Source organism: Neorhizobium alkalisoli (assembly GCF_002968635.1).
In the GTDB taxonomy this organism is placed as follows: Bacteria; Pseudomonadota; Alphaproteobacteria; order Rhizobiales; family Rhizobiaceae; genus Neorhizobium; species Neorhizobium alkalisoli.
The window spans coordinates 40,033-59,145 of the sequence record NZ_PVBN01000019.1; the positions used below are offsets into that span (position 1 = coordinate 40,033).

General features: G+C 60.5%; 16 protein-coding genes, 1 pseudogene and 1 riboswitch. Of the genes and pseudogenes, 5 read left to right on the plus strand and 12 right to left on the minus strand.

Translation table 11 applies throughout. The features are described 5' to 3' along the window. Positions 1 to 158: 158 nt before the first annotated feature. The gene (locus C5L13_RS27270) at positions 159 to 1,826 is read left to right on the plus strand and encodes a glycoside hydrolase family 13 protein (protein WP_455363820.1); all 1,668 of its coding nucleotides are present in this window, start codon (positions 159 to 161) and stop codon (positions 1,824 to 1,826) included. Here the strand turns inward: C5L13_RS27270 and C5L13_RS27275 are convergent. Beyond that, complete coding sequence (locus tag C5L13_RS27275) at positions 1,812 to 4,010, minus strand: heavy metal translocating P-type ATPase (RefSeq protein ID WP_105386419.1); 2,199 nt, start codon at positions 4,008 to 4,010, stop codon at positions 1,812 to 1,814. The two genes, C5L13_RS27270 and C5L13_RS27275, sit on opposite strands and share 15 nt — an antisense overlap. 112 nt (positions 4,011 to 4,122) lie before the next feature. Then, positions 4,123 to 4,218: riboswitch (TPP riboswitch) on the plus strand. Between the two features lie 41 nt (positions 4,219 to 4,259). On the opposite strand from C5L13_RS27275, the gene thiM reads away from it, so the two are divergent. Genes thiM through thiD form a run of 3 tightly spaced genes read left to right on the plus strand, consistent with a single transcriptional unit; the run spans position 4,260 to position 6,510 of the window. Further along, a complete protein-coding gene (gene thiM / locus C5L13_RS27280) occupies positions 4,260 to 5,060 on the plus strand; it encodes a hydroxyethylthiazole kinase (protein ID WP_105386420.1) in 801 nt (266 codons plus the stop codon). Continuing rightward, entirely contained in the window at positions 5,057 to 5,692 is a 636-nt protein-coding gene (gene thiE / locus C5L13_RS27285; protein ID WP_105386421.1) for a thiamine phosphate synthase, read from the plus strand. Before thiM ends, thiE begins: the two co-directional genes overlap by 4 nt. Further along, entirely contained in the window at positions 5,689 to 6,510 is an 822-nt protein-coding gene (thiD, locus tag C5L13_RS27290) for a bifunctional hydroxymethylpyrimidine kinase/phosphomethylpyrimidine kinase (RefSeq protein ID WP_105386422.1), read from the plus strand. The genes thiE and thiD overlap by 4 nt, the downstream gene beginning before the upstream one ends. 28 nt (positions 6,511 to 6,538) lie before the next feature. Here thiD and C5L13_RS27295 read toward each other — a convergent pair whose 3' ends face one another. The 10 genes from C5L13_RS27295 to hutF form a co-directional block, all read right to left on the minus strand. Then, positions 6,539 to 7,120 (minus strand): HutD/Ves family protein, encoded by a 582-nt coding sequence (locus tag C5L13_RS27295; protein ID WP_158693546.1) that lies wholly within the window; start codon positions 7,118 to 7,120, stop codon positions 6,539 to 6,541. 8 nt (positions 7,121 to 7,128) lie between these two features. Next, positions 7,129 to 8,802 (minus strand): urocanate hydratase, encoded by a 1,674-nt coding sequence (gene hutU / locus C5L13_RS27300; RefSeq protein ID WP_105386424.1) that lies wholly within the window; start codon positions 8,800 to 8,802, stop codon positions 7,129 to 7,131. A 1-nt stretch (position 8,803) separates the two neighbouring features. Beyond that, a complete protein-coding gene (gene hutG, locus C5L13_RS27305) occupies positions 8,804 to 9,613 on the minus strand; it encodes an N-formylglutamate deformylase (protein ID WP_105386425.1) in 810 nt (269 codons plus the stop codon). A gap of 1 nt (position 9,614) precedes the next feature. Continuing rightward, positions 9,615 to 11,150 (minus strand): histidine ammonia-lyase, encoded by a 1,536-nt coding sequence (hutH, locus tag C5L13_RS27310; RefSeq protein WP_105386426.1) that lies wholly within the window; start codon positions 11,148 to 11,150, stop codon positions 9,615 to 9,617. Further along, complete coding sequence (gene hutI, locus C5L13_RS27315) at positions 11,147 to 12,379, minus strand: imidazolonepropionase (protein ID WP_105386427.1); 1,233 nt, start codon at positions 12,377 to 12,379, stop codon at positions 11,147 to 11,149. The genes hutH and hutI overlap by 4 nt, the downstream gene beginning before the upstream one ends. Beyond that, positions 12,376 to 13,884, minus strand: coding sequence for an HAL/PAL/TAL family ammonia-lyase (locus C5L13_RS27320; RefSeq protein ID WP_105386428.1), 1,509 nt, complete (start codon positions 13,882 to 13,884; stop codon positions 12,376 to 12,378). Before C5L13_RS27320 ends, hutI begins: the two co-directional genes overlap by 4 nt. Further along, positions 13,877 to 14,707 carry a quaternary amine ABC transporter ATP-binding protein gene (locus C5L13_RS27325; RefSeq protein ID WP_105386429.1) on the minus strand — a complete coding sequence of 277 codons (831 nt, stop codon included), beginning with the start codon at positions 14,705 to 14,707 and terminating at the stop codon, positions 13,877 to 13,879. The genes C5L13_RS27320 and C5L13_RS27325 overlap by 8 nt, the downstream gene beginning before the upstream one ends. Then, complete coding sequence (locus tag C5L13_RS27330; RefSeq protein WP_105386430.1) at positions 14,700 to 15,557, minus strand: ABC transporter permease; 858 nt, start codon at positions 15,555 to 15,557, stop codon at positions 14,700 to 14,702. The genes C5L13_RS27325 and C5L13_RS27330 overlap by 8 nt, the downstream gene beginning before the upstream one ends. A gap of 105 nt (positions 15,558 to 15,662) precedes the next feature. Next, a complete protein-coding gene (locus C5L13_RS27335) occupies positions 15,663 to 16,700 on the minus strand; it encodes an ABC transporter substrate-binding protein (protein ID WP_105386431.1) in 1,038 nt (345 codons plus the stop codon). A 47-nt stretch (positions 16,701 to 16,747) separates the two neighbouring features. Further along, the gene (gene hutF, locus C5L13_RS27340) at positions 16,748 to 18,118 is read right to left on the minus strand and encodes a formimidoylglutamate deiminase (protein ID WP_105386432.1); all 1,371 of its coding nucleotides are present in this window, start codon (positions 18,116 to 18,118) and stop codon (positions 16,748 to 16,750) included. Between the two features lie 136 nt (positions 18,119 to 18,254). Between hutF and hutC the strand changes: the two genes are divergently transcribed. Next, the gene (gene hutC / locus C5L13_RS27345) at positions 18,255 to 18,989 is read left to right on the plus strand and encodes a histidine utilization repressor (RefSeq protein ID WP_105386433.1); all 735 of its coding nucleotides are present in this window, start codon (positions 18,255 to 18,257) and stop codon (positions 18,987 to 18,989) included. A 12-nt stretch (positions 18,990 to 19,001) separates the two neighbouring features. On the opposite strand, the pseudogene C5L13_RS27350 reads toward hutC, so the two are convergent. Beyond that, a pseudogene (locus C5L13_RS27350) lies at positions 19,002 to 19,113 on the minus strand (IS630 family transposase); the annotation flags it as partial.

The window sequence follows — 19,113 nt, forward strand, 5'->3', positions numbered from 1 at the left end:
TGCTCCTCTATTTTGCTACCTCTTGAGCTAACCCGTAAGCCGCCGGCCTGTTCCAATTTTGCGGAACACGGTTGAGCTTGCGACGTTGCGCAAGTGAGAAATTCAAGAAGGCAGGGAGAGACGACCGTATGAATCAGATCCCGCATCAGCCCGCGGCTATGGCCGAGCAACCGACGTCACCTGCGATGGAGCGCAAGTGGTGGCACACGGCTACCGTCTATCAGATCTATCCGCGCAGCTTCGCCGACAGCAATGGAGATGGCATCGGGGATCTTCCGGGTATTGCCTCCAAACTGGACTATCTGAAAAACCTTGGCGTCGACGTCATCTGGCTCTCGCCCATCTACAAGTCGCCGATGGACGACAATGGCTACGACATCTCCGACTACCAGGACATTGCTCCCGAATTCGGTACCCTGGCAGATTTCGACCATTTGGTAGCCGAGGCGAGGACGCGCGGCATCGGGATTGTCCTGGACCTGGTCGTCAACCACACGTCCGACGAACATCCCTGGTTTCTCGAATCCCGCAAGTCCCCCAGCAATCCCTATCGCGACTTCTATATCTGGCGCAAACCAGGCCCCGATGGCGGTCCTCCGAACGGTCTCATGTCATCCTTCGGCGGACCGGCCTGGACGCTCGATCCTCAAACTGGAGAGTATTATCTCCACCTCTTCTCCCGTCGCCAACCGGATCTCAATTGGGAAAACCCGAAGGTCCGGCGAGAAATCTACGACATGATGAACTGGTGGCTGGAACGCGGCATCGCCGGCTTTCGAATGGACGTCATCGACTATATCGGCAAGCAGGTCGATCAGGAACTGGTGAAGGACGGTCCGCACCTGCATGACTATCTGCAGGAAATGAATCGCGAGACTTTCGGTGGCCGCAACATCCTCACCGTCGGCGAAGCCTGGAGCGCGACGCCGGGTTCGGCCTTGCTCTATACAGGACGCGATCGCAACGAGCTTTCGATGGTCTTTCAGTTCGAGCACGTCACACAGCAATGGGACGAAGTCTACGGCAAGTGGCGCTCCAAACCTTTCGACCTCGTGAAGCTGAAGTCGGTATTGAGCAAATGGCAATATGCGTTGTCGGAAGACGGATGGAACTCGCTTTTCTGGGGAAATCACGACTTGCCGCGTGCCGTCTCCAAGTATGGCGACTCAACCGGCTATCCGTCTGAATCCGCCAAAATGCTGGCGACGGTGCTGCATCTGCTAAAAGGCACGCCCTTCATCTATCAGGGTGAAGAGATCGGGATGACCAACGTCCCCTTCACCAAGATAGATCAATATCGGGATATCGAGACCCTCAACATGCACCGCCTGCATATGGAGGCTGGACTTTCCCCCGAGGAGTTCATCAAAGGGGCGAACGACAATGCCCGCGACAATGCACGCACGCCGATGCAATGGAGCGCCGCACCCCATGGCGGCTTTTCCTCCGGGGTGCCCTGGATTGAGGTCAATCCCAACTATACGACGATCAACGCGGAAGCCGCCATGACCGACGAACGTTCGGTCTGGAACCACTATCGGCAGCTAATTGCCCTAAGGAAAGCTCATCCGGTCATCGTCTATGGGCTTTACCAGTCCTGGCTGGATCAGCATCCGGACGTTTTTGTCTATTCCCGCAGCCTGGACCACGAGCGGCTGGTGGTCATAGCCAATTTCACCGCACGGCAAGTATCACTGACCATACCGGACGAGCTCAAGACGAGCGGTCAATGCCTGATCTCAAATTGCCAGCCTATCGACAATCTCGACCCGATTGTAGAACTCAAACCCTATGAGGCTTTTGCCATCCTGTCACCGACCGCGTAACAGACGGAGCGCATTGATCGTAACCAGCACGGTCGCTCCGGTATCAGCCAGAATTGCCGGCCAGAGCCCGGTCACACCCAGAACTGTCGTTACCAGAAAGACCGCCTTCAGGCCGAGAGCAATGGCAATGTTCTGGTGAATGTTCCGCATTGTACGCTTCGACAGCTCGATCATGTCGGCGATGTCGCCGACGCGGCCGTGCAGTACCGCAGCGTCGGCCGTTTCGAGCGCCACGTCCGTGCCACCGCCCATGGCGATGCCGATATCCGCCGCGGCAAGCGCCGGCGCATCATTGATCCCGTCACCCACTTTGCCGACCGTAAAGCCTTTTCCCTTCAGGTCGCCCACGATCCGTCGCTTGTCCTCAGGCATCAGCTCCGCATGCACCTCAATGCCGAGGTCCTTGCCGATCGCACTGGCGGTACGAGCGTTGTCACCGGTCAGCATGAGTGTTTTGACACCGGCATCGGTCAGCGCTTTCAGTCCGGCCTTTGCGTCGGGCCGCGGCTCGTCGCGCATGGCGATGGCGCCTGCCAGCACGCCGCCCACGATCAGCACGGACACGGTCTTGCCCTCATCATTGAGGCCGGCGATCTGCCGCCGATGCGCCATGGACAGCGAAACCCGATCTGCCGCTGCTTTCGGCGACCCCAAGAAGGCCTCCTGGCCTTCGATGACGGCCGTTACTCCCTCGCCACCAAAGGCCTTTGCGCTGCTCGCGCCGGGAATGTCCACTTCATCGTCCGCCGCCTTGGTGAGAATGGCCATTGCCAGCGGATGGCTGGACCCGGTTTCGAGCGCAGCAGCGATACGCAGAACCTCATCGGCGTTGCGGCCGAAGGCAATCACATCGGTTACCCGCGGCTTGCCGGCGGTCAGCGTACCGGTTTTGTCGAATGCAATGGCTGTGACCTTGCCCACCGTTTCGAGTACCGCGCCGCCCTTCATCAGCAGACCGCGTCGGGCGCCGGAGGAAAGCGACGCAGCGATTGCTGCGGGCGTCGAAATGACCAAAGCGCAAGGGCAGCCGATCAGCAGAATCGCAAGCCCTTTGTAGATCCAGGCATCCCAGGCCCCACCTGCGATGAGCGGCGGCAACACAGCAACCAACCCCGCGACGAGTACGACAGCTGGCGTGTAGTAGCGTGAAAAGCGGTCGATGAAGCGTTCGGTCGGCGCCTTGCTTTCCTGCGCCTCCTCGACCAACCGCACGATCCGGGCGATCGTATTATCAGCCGAAGCCGCCGTCACCTCGACGCGTAGCGCCGCATCTCCGTTCACCGTGCCAGCGAAGACCGCATCGCCGACAGTCTTTACAGCCGGTATACTCTCGCCCGTCACCGGCGCTTCATTGATCGCACTTTCGCCGGCGACGATAACACCGTCCGCAGAGATGCGGTCGCCTGGCCGCACGAGGATGATCGACCCAACGCTAAGATCTTCTGCCGGCACTTCGCGTGTCTTGCCGTCTGCTTCCAGCAGTGCAGTCTTCGGCACCAGTGCCGTCAGGCTCCGAATGCTCTGGCGCGCTTTGCCGGCCGCGACGCCTTCCAGAAGCTCGCCGACCAGAAACAGGAAGACTACCGCCGCGGCTTCCTCGGACGCATCGATGATCACCGCTCCGAGCGCGGCGACCGTCATCAGCATCTCGATCGAGAACGTCGTACCCGCCAATGCAGCCATGACGGCGCGGCGGGCAATCGGTATCAACCCAATGAGCATGGCGGCGACGAAGATATAGGTATCGTAGGCCGGAACGAGGCGCCCGACCCCGTAAGCTGCTGCCAACGCAATACCCGCAAGGATCGTCAGACGCCCTTTGGCGCTCTTCCACCATGGCCCTTCGCTTAGGTCGTACCCATGCAATCCTTCGACATTTTTCGTCCCGTGGCTGCCGTGGTCGTGCTTGTCATGATCATGACCACAAGCATGATCCGGCAGCTCTACCGCGGGGGGCGCCTTCTGCCCAAGGGCGCGCAACGAATAACCAAGGCCGATGACTTTCTTTTCGATGGCCGGCAGGTCGCATGTGCCATCATGACTGACCATCATCGTGCCTGCGGCCACAGAAACGGAAACGCCCTCGACCCCTGGTATGCGGCGCACCGCCGTGTCGATCTTTGCTGCGCAACTTGCGCAATCCATTCCACCGATCTTGTAGCGGGCCTGGTTCTTCGTCGTCATTTCTCTCTCCGTCTGGGATCGAGCAACCTATCTACAACCTCTAGCGACTGGAGCTACAAGCGGTTTATTGAAAAAAATTAGCTGGCGTCCATGGCGACATAGGGCTAGTCCTGTCTCCAGACAGGGGCGTCCGGTTTTGCCGGGCTGAGAAGCACCCTTTGAACCTGAACCAGATCATGCTGGCGGAGGGAGTCGCCCGGGCTTTTCTGATTTTGCGCCCTGCGTCCGCTCCGCCCGAAAAAGGCGAGGATGCAGATGATAGAGACTCCAGGCCAGATTCTAGCGGCCATGCGCCAAAAGAACCCTCTTGTGCAGAACATCACCAATTTCGTGGCTATGAACATCGCGGCCAATGTGATGCTCGCGGCCGGTGCCTCGCCAGCCATGGTGCATACGAAGGAGGAAGCCGGGGACTTTGCTCGCATCGCCGCGGCGCTGACGATCAACATCGGCACGCTTTCGCCGGACTTCCTATCCGGCATGAAGGAAGCGGCAAAAGCGGCCGGCGAGGCCCGCAAGCCCTGGATCCTGGATCCGGTCGCGCATTTTGCTACGGCCTATCGCAGCGCTGCGGTTGAAGAATTGCTGTCGCTGAAGCCCACGGTCATCCGCGGCAATGCGTCGGAGATCATGGCACTTGCCGGCAGCCAGTCGAGCGGCCAGGGCGTCGACAGCGGCGACAGAACCGAAAAAGCCGAAGGAGCGGCTGTTGCGCTCGCTCGTCGTCATGTCTGCGTCGTGGCCGTGACTGGCGAACAGGATTTCGTCACCGATGGTGATCGCTCCGTCCACATCCTGGGCGGCTCCGATCTTATGCCGCGCGTCACCGCATTGGGTTGTTCGCTGACGGCCTTGGTTGGTGCTTTTGTCGCAGCACGACCAGACCAACCCTTTGACGCAACGGTGGCCGCACTCGCAATGTTCGCGGTGGCGGGCGAGGAAGCCGCCCTCGCCGCCAGTGGACCTGGTTCCTTCTCTCCGCTTTTCCTCGACGGCCTGGCAGCACTTCTACCCGAGACACTGGATGCCAAGGCGAGGATTGTCGCATGAAGGCGTTCGATCTCTCCGTCTATCTCGTGCTGGACCCTCAGTTGTGCCATAGCCTCGGCATGGTGCAGACGGCTCGGCTTGCCGTGGAGGGTGGTGTCACCATGGTTCAACTGCGCGACAAGCAGGCCAGCACCGCCCAAATGATCGAAACTGGCCAGGCATTGAAGGCCGTGCTCGCAAGCAGCGGCATCCCATTGATCGTCAACGACGACGTTGAAGCTGCAATCGCCATCGGCGCGGAAGGCGTGCATGTGGGACAGAGCGACATGGGGGCGGCCGTAACCCGCCAGCGTGTCGGGCAAGCGATGATCCTCGGCGTGTCGGTCGAGACAGAGGAGCTCGCACGGCAGGTCGATCCATCGATCGTCGATTACGTCGGAATAGGCCCGGTCTTCGCAACCCCCACCAAGCCGGACCACAAGCGGCCAATCGGCTTCGATGGATTGGCGCGCATCGTGGCTGCCGCTTCAGTGCCGGCGGTTGCTATCGGAGGCCTCAAGGCGGAACATGCCGGCAAGGCGCTGGCTGCCGGCGCCCAGGGGATCGCCGTGGTCTCCGCCATTTGCGGTCAGCAGGACCCGAAACAAGCTGCCCGAAGAATAGCCGAAGAGATCAAAAAGGTGCGCGCATGATCCGCAATGTTCTGTCCATCGCAGGCTCGGATCCTTCAGGTGGCGCCGGCATCCAGGCCGATCTCAAAACCTTCTCGGCGCGTGGCACCTTTGGAATGGCCGTCCTCACCGCATTGACCGCACAAAACACCACCGGGGTGACAGGGATCCATCTCGTTCCGCCCACTTTCGTGGCCGAGCAGATCCAGGCCATCTTTGCCGACATCAGGGTCGATGCGGTCAAGATCGGCATGATCGCCAATGCCCAAATCGCCGAAGCTGTCGCAGATGCGCTTCGTCCCTATCATGACAATCTGCCAATCGTGCTCGATCCCGTCATGGTCGCCAAAGGCGGAGCATCACTTCTGGCACCCGATGCGGTCGAAGTCCTGGTCCATCGGCTGGTGCCCATCTCCACGTTGGTTACGCCCAATCTGCCGGAGGCGGCAGCCCTTTTACGGGAGCCGATTGCAGTCAACCGCGCAGACATGGTCGAGCAGGCCGAGCGGTTGCTCCGGCTGGGGCCAAAGGCAGTATTGGTTAAGGGTGGTCATCTTGAAGCAGCCGAAAGCCCGGACATCCTGGCCGACATGAACGGTCGCCACTGGTTCGACGGTGTTCGGGTTCCCACGCAAAACACCCATGGCACAGGTTGCACCTTGTCCAGCGCGATAGCCGCCGAGCTCGCAAAGGGCGCTCCGCTCGCCGAGGCCGTGTCCACCGCCAAGGTCTATCTCGCGAGCGCCATAGCCGCGGCCGGCAGGCTCAGCGTCGGCAACGGCCATGGACCTGTTCAGCACTTCCATGCCCTGTGGGCTGAACACGAACAGTCGAACTAGCTTGGGCAAGCCGATCGACAGCTTCACCTCAAGGCAGAAGCTCCATTTCGATGAAGTAAATGACACTGCCCCGCTCGGCGGTCAGGTGAACATTCACATTCGCAACGATCGAGCAAAGGACGTCTTGTCCTTCCGCCGCAAGCTCGATTCCATCCACCCTGACTGTACAGGCGCCCGTAAAGACGATCGCGGATAGTGCCTTAACGCTACTGAGTACAAGGGAACCGTCAAAGGCATATCGTTGCACTCGATGCCATGCGTGGCCGCGAAACGTCATGACGTTGAGGTCGGTGATCGGGCCGGCCAAACACCGCGCGGAGACCTCACTATCGCCGGAGAATGGAAAGGGGTCGCACAATGCCCGCATTTCAGGTTGCTTGACGCCATCCACCTTCAGCTGCATACCGTCGCCGGCAAGGACCACGATCGTCCGGTCAATGCCGGGAAAGGGCGAGAAATCACTCTCGCCCTCCACTGTCGCCAGGCTGATGCGCCATAGAAAACGGCCGGCTGGATCGCCAGGCAAGGGTTCGGAGGCCACCTCGCGGGTGACGCCCTTGCCATTTTTCCAGGGCATGGCCCTATGCCTGTCTGCTTTGAGAAGATGCATCTCCGGTCCTAGTTGCCGAGAATGCCCGGCAGACGCAGGCCCTTTTCCTTCGCGCATTCGAGCGCGATCTCGTAACCCGCGTCCGCATGGCGCATTACGCCGGTGGCCGGATCGTTCCAAAGAACCCGCTCCAGGCGCTTCGCAGCGTCGTCGGACCCGTCGGCGCAGATGACGACACCCGAATGCTGAGAGAAACCCATGCCGACGCCGCCGCCGTGGTGCAGTGAGACCCATGTCGCGCCGGAGGCGCAGTTCAGCAGGGCATTGAGAAGCGGCCAGTCGGACACCGCGTCCGATCCGTCCTTCATGGCTTCCGTCTCGCGGTTCGGTGAAGCAACCGAACCGCTGTCAAGGTGATCACGGCCGATGACAACAGGCGCCTTCAGCTCACCATTCTTGACCATTTCGTTGAAGGCCAGCGCCAGGCGGTGACGATCGCCCAGACCCACCCAGCATATGCGCGCCGGCAGACCTTGGAAGGCGATGCGCTCGCGGGCCATGTCCAGCCAGTTGTGCAGGTGCTTGTTGTCCGGCAGCAATTCCTTCACCTTCGCATCGGTCTTGTAGATGTCCTCCGGGTCGCCGGAGAGTGCTGCCCAACGGAAGGGCCCGATCCCACGGCAAAACAGCGGGCGGATATAGGCAGGCACAAAGCCCGGAAAAGCAAAGGCGTTTTCCAGCCCCTCTTCCTTGGCAACCTGGCGGATATTGTTGCCGTAATCGAGCGTCGGAACGCCTGAGTTCCAAAAATCGACCATGGCCGCGACATGGATCTTCATCGAGGCCCGGGCAGCGGTTTCAACCGCCTTCGGATCGCTTTCCTGCTTCGCCCGCCACTCGGCGACCGTCCAGCCGATCGGCAGATAGCCATGAATCGGGTCATGAGCCGAGGTCTGGTCAGTCACGATGTCGGGTTTAACGCCGCGGCGAACCAGTTCGGGGAAAATCTCGGCAGCATTGCCGATAAGGCCGACAGACTTGGCTTCCCCAGCCTTGGTCCATTGGTCGATCAGCGCGAGCGCTTCATCCAACGTATGCGCCTTGGCATCGACATAACGGGTGCGCAGGCGGAAGTCGACGCGTGTCTCATCGCATTCGACGGCGAGGCAGCAGGCGCCGGCCATGACGGCCGCAAGCGGCTGGGCTCCGCCCATGCCGCCGAGACCGCCGGTCAAGATCCACTTTCCCTTCAGGTTGCCGCCATAGTGTTGGCGGCCGGCTTCCACGAAGGTCTCGTATGTTCCCTGTACGATGCCTTGCGTGCCGATATAGATCCAGGAACCAGCCGTCATCTGGCCATACATGGCCAAACCCTTGCGGTCGAGTTCGTTGAAATGTTCCCAGGTTGCCCAATGCGGGACAAGGTTCGAATTGGCGATCAGAACACGCGGCGCGTCCTTGTGCGTGCGGAACACACCGACCGGCTTGCCGGACTGCACGACAAGAGTTTCCTCCTCCGTCAGCGTCTTCAGCGTTGCGACGATGCGGTCGAAATCCTCCCAGGTGCGAGCGGCACGGCCGATACCGCCATAGACCACCAGTTCATGCGGACGTTCGGCAACGTCCGGATCGAGGTTGTTCATCAGCATGCGCAGCGGCGCTTCGGTCATCCAGCTTTTGGCGTTCAACTCGGTGCCTTGCGGTGCACGGACTTCGCGGATGTTGTGGCGTGGGTTGCTCATCTTAATTTCCCTTGGTCTTCAATTGATCCGCAACGGACTCAATGCGTGTCAGGAGCTCTTTCAGGTGTAAGCGCAGCTGCTCGGCCTTCTTCTCGTCATAGGCGAAGGGTGGTTCTTCGGTGGCCAGATGTGAAATCTGCGAAAGCTCCATCTGGATCGCATGGACGCCCGTTTCCGGCCGGCCGTAGTGGCGGGTCGTCCAGCCCCCCTTGAAGCGGCCGTTGACTATTGCCGTGTAGCCTTCGGCGGACCGGGCCACCTCGACGGCAGCCGCCTCGATACGAGGATCGCAAGTACGGCCCATATCCGTGCCGATGTTGAAATCGGGCAGCCGTCCTTCAAACAGGAACGGAATGAGTGAACGAATGGAATGGCAATCATAGAGCACGGCGACACCATGAATTGCCTGGACGCGTTCGATCTCGGCAAGAAGGGCTGCGTGATATGGAGCGTGAAAGTGTTGCAGCCGATAGTCGGTGTCGGCCTTGGTCGGTTCCCCGCCTGGTTTCCAGATGGGCTTCCCGTCGAAGTCCGTTTCGGGGATCAGACCCGTCGTATTCTGGCCCGGGTACAGGCTCGTTCCGGTGGGATCGCGGTTGGCATCGATCACATAGCGATGGAAGGTCGCCCGCACTGTCGTCACCTGGGGCAGCAGGCCGGAATAGAGATTGTGGATGTGCCAGTCGGTGTCCGCCAGCAACCGTCCGTTCTCGTTCAGACGCCCACGAACGTCCGGTGGAACCTCTGTCCCTGTGTGGGGGAAAGCGAGAATGACCGGGGATGTGCCCTGAATGATTTCGAAGACCGCCATGTCAGCCCTCCAATCCCGGAAGCAGACCGTCCGAGACGCTGGCGGCAAGTGACCCGTCCGCCACGAGAGCACTTGCCGCAGCAAGATCCGGCGCCATGAAGCGGTCCTCTTCGAGGGTCCGAACGACCGCGCGCAAAGTGGCAACTGCGTTCTGCAGCTCCGGCCCGGTGGTCAGCGGTGCGCGGAAATCCACCCCTTGCGCCGCAGTCACTGCTTCGATGCCAATGATGCCGAAGAGGTTCTCCGTCATCTGCAGTAGTCGGCGGGCACCGTGGCAGGCCATGGAAACGTGGTCTTCCTGGTTGGCCGAAGTAGGTGTCGAATCCACCGAGGCGGGATGAGCCATCTGCTTGTTTTCGCTCATCAGGGCAGCCGACGTGACTTCGGCAATCATCAGGCCGGAATTCAACCCCGGCTTCTTGGCCAGGAAGGCCGGAAGACCGTAGGAAAGGGCCGGATCAACCAAAAGCGCTATGCGGCGCTGAGCGATCGCGCCGATTTCGCAAACGGCAATGGCGATCTGGTCTGCGGCAAAGGCCACCGGTTCGGCATGGAAATTGCCCCCGGAAACGACGCTGTCGTCGGATAGAACCAGCGGGTTGTCGGTGACGGCATTGGCCTCGATTTCGAGCGTCCGGCCGGCCATGCGCAGCAAATCCAGGCAAGCACCGTCGACTTGCGGCTGGCAGCGGATGCAGTATGGATCCTGCACTCGCTCGTCACCCTGCAGATGGCTTTCCCGGATGACCGAGCCGGCGAGCAGGCCACGCAGTGCCGTAGCCGTATCGATCTGGCCCCTGTGGCCACGCAACATGTGAATGTCGGCTATAAATGGTGCGGACGAACCCATCGCCGCGTCGGTCGAAAGCGCGCCGGTGATCAAAGCGGCCTGAGCGGCCCGATGGGCGCGAAAAAGGCCGGCAAGCGCCAGAGCCGTCGAAACCTGAGTGCCGTTGATCAGCGCAAGCCCTTCCTTGGCGGCAAGAATGACCGGGGTCAGCCCGGCGCGCTCCAGTGCGACACCGCCCGGCAGCCGTTCGCCTTCAAAAAAGGCTTCGGCCTCGCCCATCATTACCGCCGCCATATGCGCGAGCGGCGCCAGGTCCCCGGATGCGCCGACAGATCCTTTTTCCGGGATCAGCGGTATCACTCCCTTTTCCAGCATATCCTCGATCAGGCGCACCAGTTCGAGCCGCACGCCGGAAGCGCCACGGCCAAGCGACACCAGCTTCAGCGCCATGATGAGGCGGACGATGTTTTCCGGCAGCGGCACGCCAACCCCGCAGCAATGCGACAAGATCAGATTGCGCTGCAGCGTTGCCGTATCGCTGGCGTCGATCTTGATCGATGCCAGTTTTCCAAACCCGGTGTTGACGCCATAGACCGGTTCGTTGCCGGCTGCGATGGTGGCAATCCGGGCAGCCGCGCGTTCAATGCCAGCATCAAAGCTGCGATCCAGTACGGCACGCCCGGTATTCCAGTAGATCGTCGCCAGTTCGGCCAGGGAAACCCGACCGGGATGAAGTGTGATCGTCACGATGAAACTCCTGACATGGATGTGGAGGCCAGCTCGCCCCGCCAGATCCGCCGATGCAGCGGATTGAAGCCGATCCGGTAAACGAGCTCGGCGGGGCTCTCGATATTCCAGATGGCGAGATCCGCCTGTTTGCCGGCTTCAATGGTGCCGATACTGTCCAAACGGCCGAGCGCCCGCGCCGCCTCCCGGGTCACACCGGCCAGGCATTCCTCCACCGTCAGGTGAAAGAGAGTAGCGCCCATGTTCATGGTCAGCAGGAGCGAGGTCAGCGGCGATGTGCCCGGGTTGCAGTCTGTGGCAAGGGCCATTTTCGTTGCATGCTGGCGGAACAGATCGACCGGCGGCTTCTTCGTTTCGCGGATGAAATAATAGGCGCCAGGCAGCAGTACAGCGACCGTTCCTGCTCTGGTCATGGCGGCAGCGCCTTCGCTGTCGGTATATTCCAGGTGATCGGCCGAGAGCGCGCCATAGTCAGCGGCAAGAGCCGCGCCGTGGAGATTGGAAAGCTGGTCGGCATGCAGCTTGATCGGAAGGCCATGCGCCCTCGCTGCGTCGAACACCGTTCGCATCTCGTCTGGCGAGAACGCAATGCCTTCGCAAAAACCATCCACGGCATCGACGAGCCCTTGCGCATGGGCGGCTTCAAGCCCCGGCAACACCACCTCGCGGATGAAATCGCCATTGCGGCCCTTGTAGTCTACCGGCGTCGCATGGGCCCCGAGATAGGTGGTGGTGACGTTGACCTTGCGCTCGCTCGCCAGAGAACGCGCCGCGCGCAGCATCTTGCCTTCGTCCTCGACGGTCAGGCCATAGCCGGACTTGATCTCGACGGTGGTCACCCCTTCCGCCAGCAGCGCATCCAGGCGCGGCAGGCTTTCGGCCACGAGATCTCCTTCGTTTGCCCCCCTCACCTGCCGGACGGACGAAACGATCCCGCCGCCCGCACGGGCGATTTCCTCGTAGGACGCCCCGGCGAGCCGCATTTCGAATTCCCGCGCGCGGTTTCCGGCGTGGACGAGATGGGTATGGCAATCGATCAGCCCAGGCGTGATCCAGCGACCGCCGCAGTCGACGACATCGATGCCATCGGTCACGGGGACGCCTCTTTCATCGCCAACATAGGCAATGCGGCCATCTTCGATCAGAATGGCCCCACCTTCGATCACTCCCAACCCAGCGTGGGTCGGCGACATGGTTGCCAGCCTTGCATTGCGCAGCAGCGTAGTCATAGCGCCTCGCTTTCCGATCCAATATGGGTCATGCCAATGAGGGCGCGAACCCGGGCAATCAGTGCATTCAACGGCTGATCATCCCGATAAAAGGGCACCTCCCCCCGGACAAGGTCATAAAGCCGTCCCGTTCGAGCGGCCTTTGCTGCAGATCCGGGCTGCTGATCATAGGCCTGCGCGGCCGCCGCCACTTCGATTGCGAGGATGGTCTGCAGATTTTCAAGGATCGCCAGCGCCTTGTCGGCTGCCGGCGTGGCATGGGTCAGAATGTCTTCCTGCAGACCGGACGTGATGCCGCCATCGAGGCTTGCGGGCGCGGCGAGACGGCGGTTTTCCGCCACCAGTGCAGCCGCTGTGTACTGGATGATCATGAAACCGGAACACACGCCGCTTCCAGCAGCAAGAAACGCCGGCAGGCCGCTCACCAGCGGGTTCACCAACCGGTCGATCCGCCGCTCGGATATTGCCGCGAGTTCGGCTGCAGCGGTTGCCACGCTGTCCATGGCAAGACCCAACCCGGCACCTACCGCATGAGCCTGCGAATGCACCTGCGGCGCTTCCGGGGAGCCGGTCACGATGGGATTGTCCGTAACGCTCGAAAGCTCGCGATCGACGACCTCCGCGGCCTGTCGCAAAGCGTCGCGGACAGCACCATGGATCTGCGGCACCGCGCGCAGGCTCAAAGGATCCTGGGTCCGGCTTCCGGCCGATTGCGCCAAAAGCTGACTTCCGGAAAGCCACTGGCGCAGGTTTCGTCCGACCTGTTGTAGTCCGGCGGAATGGCGCAGGGAAAGCGGGATTTCAGCAAACGGATCAGCCTGAGCACCGAGGTTTTCGTATGTCATCGCCGCAGCCGCATCCGCCCAGTCGAGCAGATGCAAGAATCGCGAAAGCGCCAGCGCACCAAGACCGGTCGCACAGGGCGTGCCATTGACGAGGCTGAGACCTTCCTTCGCCTTCAGCGTAACCGGTTCCAGACCGAGCCGCTTCAGCGCCTCGCGTCCTGCGATCAATTCACCGGCGTGCCTGCATTCGCCTTCGCCGATCAGCACAAGACCGATCGCGGCGGCATGGGTAAGATAACCGACCGAGCCGCGGGAGGGGATGATGGACAGAAAGTCCGCGTTCAGGAATGCTAGAAGCGACTTGACCACTTCGACGCTGATGCCGGAAAAGCCGTGGGCGAAATTTGCAATCTGTGCAGCCATTATCGCACGCGTCTCCGCCTTGCCGAGCGGCTGGCCGACTCCGCAGGCATGGCTCAGCAGAATGTTTCGCGACAGCACCTGCTGGTCGTCACGATCGATGATGACATCGCAGAGGGCGCCAACGCCGGTATTAATGCCATAGCCGCGGATTTCCCGTTCGACCAGCGCATCGACAATCGCGCGCGCCTTTGAAATCCGCTGCCAGGCTTCAGCGGAAAGAACCAACTCAGCGCCATTGGCGATTGCCGCAATCTCTTTCCAGGTCAAAACTTTATCGAGAACGACAACATCAACCATGATGGGCTGCCTCTGCACCGGCACGGCGCTGCACGAAACGGGCAACATAGTCATCTGCCGGCGTATTCAGGATCTGGCTTGGCGTACCGACCTGCACGAGCCGACCGTCTTTCAGAATGGCAATCTCCGCGCCGATGCGCAGCGCCTCGTCGAGATCGTGCGTGATGAAGACGATGGTCTTGGAGAGGTTCTTTTCCAATTGCAGGAGCTGGTCCTGCATATCGCTGCGGATCAGCGGATCCAGCGCCGAAAAGGCCTCGTCCATCAGGATCACGTCGGTATCGGCGGCCAGCGCCCGCGCCAGGCCGACGCGCTGCTTCATGCCACCGGAAAGCTGGTGCGGATATTTGTGTTCATAGCCAAGCAGGCCGACGGTCTCGATCCATTTCATGCCGATCGGATTGGCGTCTGCCTTGCTTAAGCCCCGCACACGCTGGCCATAGACCACGTTCTGCAACACCGTCCGATGCGGCATCAGGCCGAAGCTCTGGAATACCATGCTAACGCGGCGGGTGCGGAATTGCCTGAGGTCGCGCGGATTGAGGTCCAGCACATTGCGACCGTCGACGAGGATTTGCCCGCTGGTCGGTTCGATCAGGCGATTGATATGGCGCACCAAAGTTGATTTTCCCGAACCGGAAAGCCCCATGATCACAAAGATGCGGGATGCGCCGATCCTCAGACTGATATCGTTCAGACCAACACTGCATCCGGTGCGCTCGAGGATTTCGCCCTTCTCGGCACCGGCGCGCGCCATGGCCAGCGCTTCGCGTGAATTTCGGCCGAAGATCTTGAAGACGTTGCGGATCTCTATCTCAGCCATTCTGGCCGTCCTCCAGCTTGGACCCGCCGAAGCCTTGGGTGATACGGTCAAGTACGATGGCCAGGATAACGATACCCAATCCCGCCTCGAGCCCTTTGCCGACATCGAGCGTCTGAATGCCGTTCAATACCTGTTCACCGAGGCCCCGCGCGCCGATCATGGAAGCCACCACGACCATGGAAAGAGCCATCATGATCGTCTGGTTGAGGCCCGCCATGATCGTCGGCGTCGCAAGCGGCAGTTCGACGCCGAACAGGATCTGCCGCGGACTGCCGCCGAAGGCAGTTGCCGCCTCGACAACTTCGCCGTCGACCTGCCGGATACCGAGATCGGTCAATCGGATCAACGGCGGAACGGCATAGACAATGGTGGCCAGCACAGCCGGTACCTTGCCGAGTCCGAAAAGCATGATTGCAGGAATGAGGTAGACGAAGCTCGGCATGGTCTGCATCACATCGAGAACCGGGAGCGTGATGCCGCGCATGAGGCGGCTCTTGGCCAGCCATATGCCCATTGGTACACCGATGGCGACCGAGATCAGCGTTGCCATCAGCATCAAAGCGAGCGTCTGCATGGCCAGATCCCACAGACCGAGCGCTCCGATCACAAACAGCATCACCGCCACGATGACGACAAGTGCAACCTTGCGGGTTGCCTGCCAGGTTAGCACCATGAAGGCGATGATCACCAGCCACCAGGGCAAACCGCGCACGATCCATTCAATGAACAGGATGGCCTGCAGGATCGTCTGTGAAATCGCCTTGAAGACAAAGCCGTAATTGACCACCAGCGACTGCACCGCCGTATTTATCGGCCCGCGGATGGAGATATGGAAGCTATCGGGAAACATCGCTCAAGTCCTTGAAATGGCAAACCGCCCACATGCCCGCTTGAAACATCAAAGCGACGCGACGCATGGTCGTGGCCGCGCGCAGAGACGCGCGGCCACCTGAGACTATTTCAACGAGGCTTCGATCTTGGCTTTGGCGTCGGCCGAAACCCAGGCGCTCCAAACAGAACCCTTGGTCTTCAGGAACTGATTGGCGGCAGCGACCGCGTCAGCCTTCTGATCGACCATGTAGGCGAGGCTCGCATTCACCTCTTCCAATGGGAAAGTCGCCTTTTCCAGGATCTGGATAATTTCAGGCGCCTCCTTGGCAAAGGTGCTGTTGACGCCGTAGGCCACTTCGACCGCCGGGAAGGCGCAGCCGGCTTCGCGCTTGCCAGTGGCGCTTGTCAGCTCCTTCCAGCAGGCTTCGTCGTAGGCGGGCTCCTCAAGCTGAACCAGCTTGAACTTGCCCATGACCGCCGTCGGGCTCCAATAGTAAAAAAGCACCGGCTCGCCCTGCAGATACGCCGAACTGATGGCCGCATCGAGCGCAGTTCCCGTGCCCGGGCGGAAGTTCACGTAGGCATCCGTCAGCTTGTAGGCCTCGAGCTTGGCGGTGTTGACACCCTCGCAAGTCCAGCCGGACGGGCAGTTGAGGAAGCGACCCTTGGAAGGTTCTTCCGGATCCTTGAACAGCTCAACGATTTTCGGATCGGAAAGCTGCGAGACGCTCTTCAGGTCGGGCGCAAGCGGCTTGACGCCCCGTTCCTGGTCTCCCTTGACGAGATATTCCGGCACGAACCAGCCTTCGGAAGCACCGACAAACGTCTTGCCGACCGAAGTGACCTGGCCGGCAGCGGCTGCATTGTTCCAGACATCGGAACGGCCAATCCATTCCTCGGCGAAGATTTGCACGTCATTGTTGGCAGTTGCCTGCTCCAGCGTGACGGAATTGCCGGGGATCGAGTCCACCTTGCAATCATAACCTTTGGACAGGATCGCCTTCATCACTTCAGTGATGAGGGCGCCGCTCTCCCAATCGATGCCGGCAAACGTGACGGTCTTGCCGTCTGCGCAATAGGTAGCAGCGTTGGCACCGGTGACGGAGCCTCCGAGCATCACTCCGGCGGCAAGCAGTGTGTATTTCAGTTTGGCACTCAGCATGAAAATTCCCCTTTTTGTTTGCTCATGAGTTGGTGCAAGTTGAAGGCCTAGGCCAGTTTCAGAAGAACCTCCCGGAACGCATTATCGATTGCCTCCTCATTCGTGTGGCGGCCCTCGCGGACCACCCATTGTCCTGCGGCCATCACGTCGCGAACCACTTCGGCTCCTAGCGCAAACAGCCAACGGCCGAGGATCTGATCGCCGGAAGCCGCGCCGATGAATGGATTATTGCCGTCAAGGACCACAAGATCGGCCCTTGCCCCGACGCGGATACCGCTGGAGCGCATTCCTGCCGCCTGGCCGCCTCCGGCAAGCGCCGCCTCGAACAGGGTCCTGCCAATGGATGCGCCCGAACCGCTGGCGATCCGGTTGCGGCGACGATCGCGCAACCTCTGCCCGTATTCCAAAAGTCGCAGCTCTTCCGCAACCGTCGTGGCGACATGACTATCGGTACCGATGCCGAAACGCCCGCCAAAGCCGGCGAAATCCGTTGCGGGAAAAATTCCGTCGCCCAGATTGGCTTCAGTTGCCGGACAAAGACCGGCCACCGCCCCCGAGCGAGCAAGCCGCCTGGTCTCGTCCGCGGTCATATGCGTGGCATGAATGGCGCACCACCTGTCGTCCACCGGCATCTCGTCGAGCAGGAATTCCACCGGTCGACGTCCGCTCCAAGCGAGGCAATCCTCGACCTCGCGCTCCTGCTCGGCGACATGGATATGGATTGGACCGCCGGTTTCTTCGGCCGCCAGGATAGCCCGCATTTCGTCCGGCGTCGCGGCCCGCAGCGAATGGATCGCAAGACCCAGTGTTGCGCCCGCAGCCTCGCAATCGGGTTTCAGTGCCTGCAAAAGCGCGAGAAATTGGTCGACATCATGGATAAAAGGGCGCTGCCCTTCGCCCGGTTCAGTTCCGCCAAAACCCGCATGGGCATAAAAGACCGGCAGATGGGTAAGACCTATGCCAGCGGCTTGCGCAGCGCGTAGAATTCGCTGGGATGTCTCTCCCACGCTGGCATAATGGCGACCTCCAAGAGCATGATGGAAGTAATGAAATTCGACGACGCGACCGAAGCCACCCTTGAGAAGTTCACTGTACAACTTGGTGGCGACAGCCTCGATGTCATCTGGAGACATCCTACCGACGAGCCGATACATCGCGTCACGCCAGGTCCAGAAACTGTCATCCGTCGACCCTGCCAGTTCCGCAAGCCCGGCCATAGCTCGCTGGAAAGCGTGGGAATGCAGATTTGCCAAGGCTGGAACGACCGGACCGGCTGCTTCAACGAGGGATGACTTTACCTCCGCATTGCTGTCGATCGCGGCAATCCGTCCTTCGCCGCTGATGGTCAAGACCACGTCGGACGCCCAACCTTCCGGAAGCAAAATCTGTCTGCACAGGAGAGTTTGAGATGCCGCCATTTACTCGACCTCAACAAGTTGTATAGGGAACATGGCAGAGTTTTTGCGAAGGAGCAAGTGGCCTGCAAAAACTTTACGCTTTATTTTCGGTGCGTATTTTGTATGCACGTGACGGCATCATCGAGGAGAACCGAGCATGATCGAGGGCGACCAGACCACCCCCGCTTCGGGTTCACGCGAGCTTCCGATTTATGAGCGGCTAAAAGCGGACATCAAGAAGCGGATCGAAACCGGCGAATGGCCCGCGCATCATCGCGTGCCTTCCGAAAATGAAATTGCCGAAACACTGAACGTCAGCCGCATGACGGCCAATCGTGCCTTGAGAGAACTTGCCATGGAAGGCGTGATCGTCAGGGTGCAGGGCCGTGGATCCTTCGTGGCAAACAAGAAGCGAAGCGCGCCATTCATGGGTGTCCGCAATATCGCCGACGAAATTGCGGAGCGGGGTTCCACCCACAGGCCTCAGGTCATCCTCGCCCAGACCGAGGTCTGCGGGCACGAACTCGCGGAAGCCATGAAGATCGAAGTCGGCATGCCGGCCTTCCATTCCGTTATTCTGCATCACGAAGATGACGTGCCGATCCAGTTGGAGGATCGCTTCGTCAACCCTGCGGTGGCGCCGGACTATCTCAGCCAGAATTTCCAGATCACGACGCCCAATGCCTATCTGACGCTGATAGCACCGATCTCCCATACGGAACAATTCGTTGAGGCCGTGCTTCCACAGCCGTGGGAATGCAAGCACCTAGCGATCGCTCGTTCCGAGCCCTGTCTGCTGATCCGCCGGCGCACGTGGTCCGCAGACAGGATCGTCACATCCGTTCGTCTTCTCTATCCAGGCACCCGCTACCGTCTGGAGAGTTCGTCCTAGAGCAGATCCTGTTCAATCCGGGTCATATCCGGCAGCTCTGAAGTAGTTCGCGCATTCTGAGGGTGTGAAGCAGGGAACCAAAGCGCCTACTGCATCCCACAAAGCATCAATCTTTCGCTCTGCC

What these genes read in the sequence shown, in the direction of transcription:
- thiE (WP_105386421.1), top strand. Translation starts at nt 5,057, where the DNA reads ATGAAGGCGTTCGATCTCTCCGTCTATCTCGTGCTGGACCCTCAGTTG.
- C5L13_RS27335 (WP_105386431.1), bottom strand. Translation starts at nt 16,700, where the DNA reads ATGCTGAGTGCCAAACTGAAATACACACTGCTTGCCGCCGGAGTGATG.
- C5L13_RS27295 (WP_158693546.1), bottom strand. Translation starts at nt 7,120, where the DNA reads ATGCATCTTCTCAAAGCAGACAGGCATAGGGCCATGCCCTGGAAAAAT.
- hutI (WP_105386427.1), bottom strand. Translation starts at nt 12,379, where the DNA reads ATGACTACGCTGCTGCGCAATGCAAGGCTGGCAACCATGTCGCCGACC.
- hutC (WP_105386433.1), top strand. Translation starts at nt 18,255, where the DNA reads ATGATCGAGGGCGACCAGACCACCCCCGCTTCGGGTTCACGCGAGCTT.
- hutG (WP_105386425.1), bottom strand. Translation starts at nt 9,613, where the DNA reads ATGGCGGTCTTCGAAATCATTCAGGGCACATCCCCGGTCATTCTCGCT.
- C5L13_RS27320 (WP_105386428.1), bottom strand. Translation starts at nt 13,884, where the DNA reads ATGGTTGATGTTGTCGTTCTCGATAAAGTTTTGACCTGGAAAGAGATT.
- hutU (WP_105386424.1), bottom strand. Translation starts at nt 8,802, where the DNA reads ATGAGCAACCCACGCCACAACATCCGCGAAGTCCGTGCACCGCAAGGC.
- C5L13_RS27330 (WP_105386430.1), bottom strand. Translation starts at nt 15,557, where the DNA reads ATGTTTCCCGATAGCTTCCATATCTCCATCCGCGGGCCGATAAATACG.
- C5L13_RS27270 (WP_455363820.1), top strand. Translation starts at nt 159, where the DNA reads ATGGCCGAGCAACCGACGTCACCTGCGATGGAGCGCAAGTGGTGGCAC.
- hutF (WP_105386432.1), bottom strand. Translation starts at nt 18,118, where the DNA reads ATGGCGGCATCTCAAACTCTCCTGTGCAGACAGATTTTGCTTCCGGAA.
- thiM (WP_105386420.1), top strand. Translation starts at nt 4,260, where the DNA reads ATGCAGATGATAGAGACTCCAGGCCAGATTCTAGCGGCCATGCGCCAA.
- thiD (WP_105386422.1), top strand. Translation starts at nt 5,689, where the DNA reads ATGATCCGCAATGTTCTGTCCATCGCAGGCTCGGATCCTTCAGGTGGC.
- C5L13_RS27275 (WP_105386419.1), bottom strand. Translation starts at nt 4,010, where the DNA reads ATGACGACGAAGAACCAGGCCCGCTACAAGATCGGTGGAATGGATTGC.
- C5L13_RS27325 (WP_105386429.1), bottom strand. Translation starts at nt 14,707, where the DNA reads ATGGCTGAGATAGAGATCCGCAACGTCTTCAAGATCTTCGGCCGAAAT.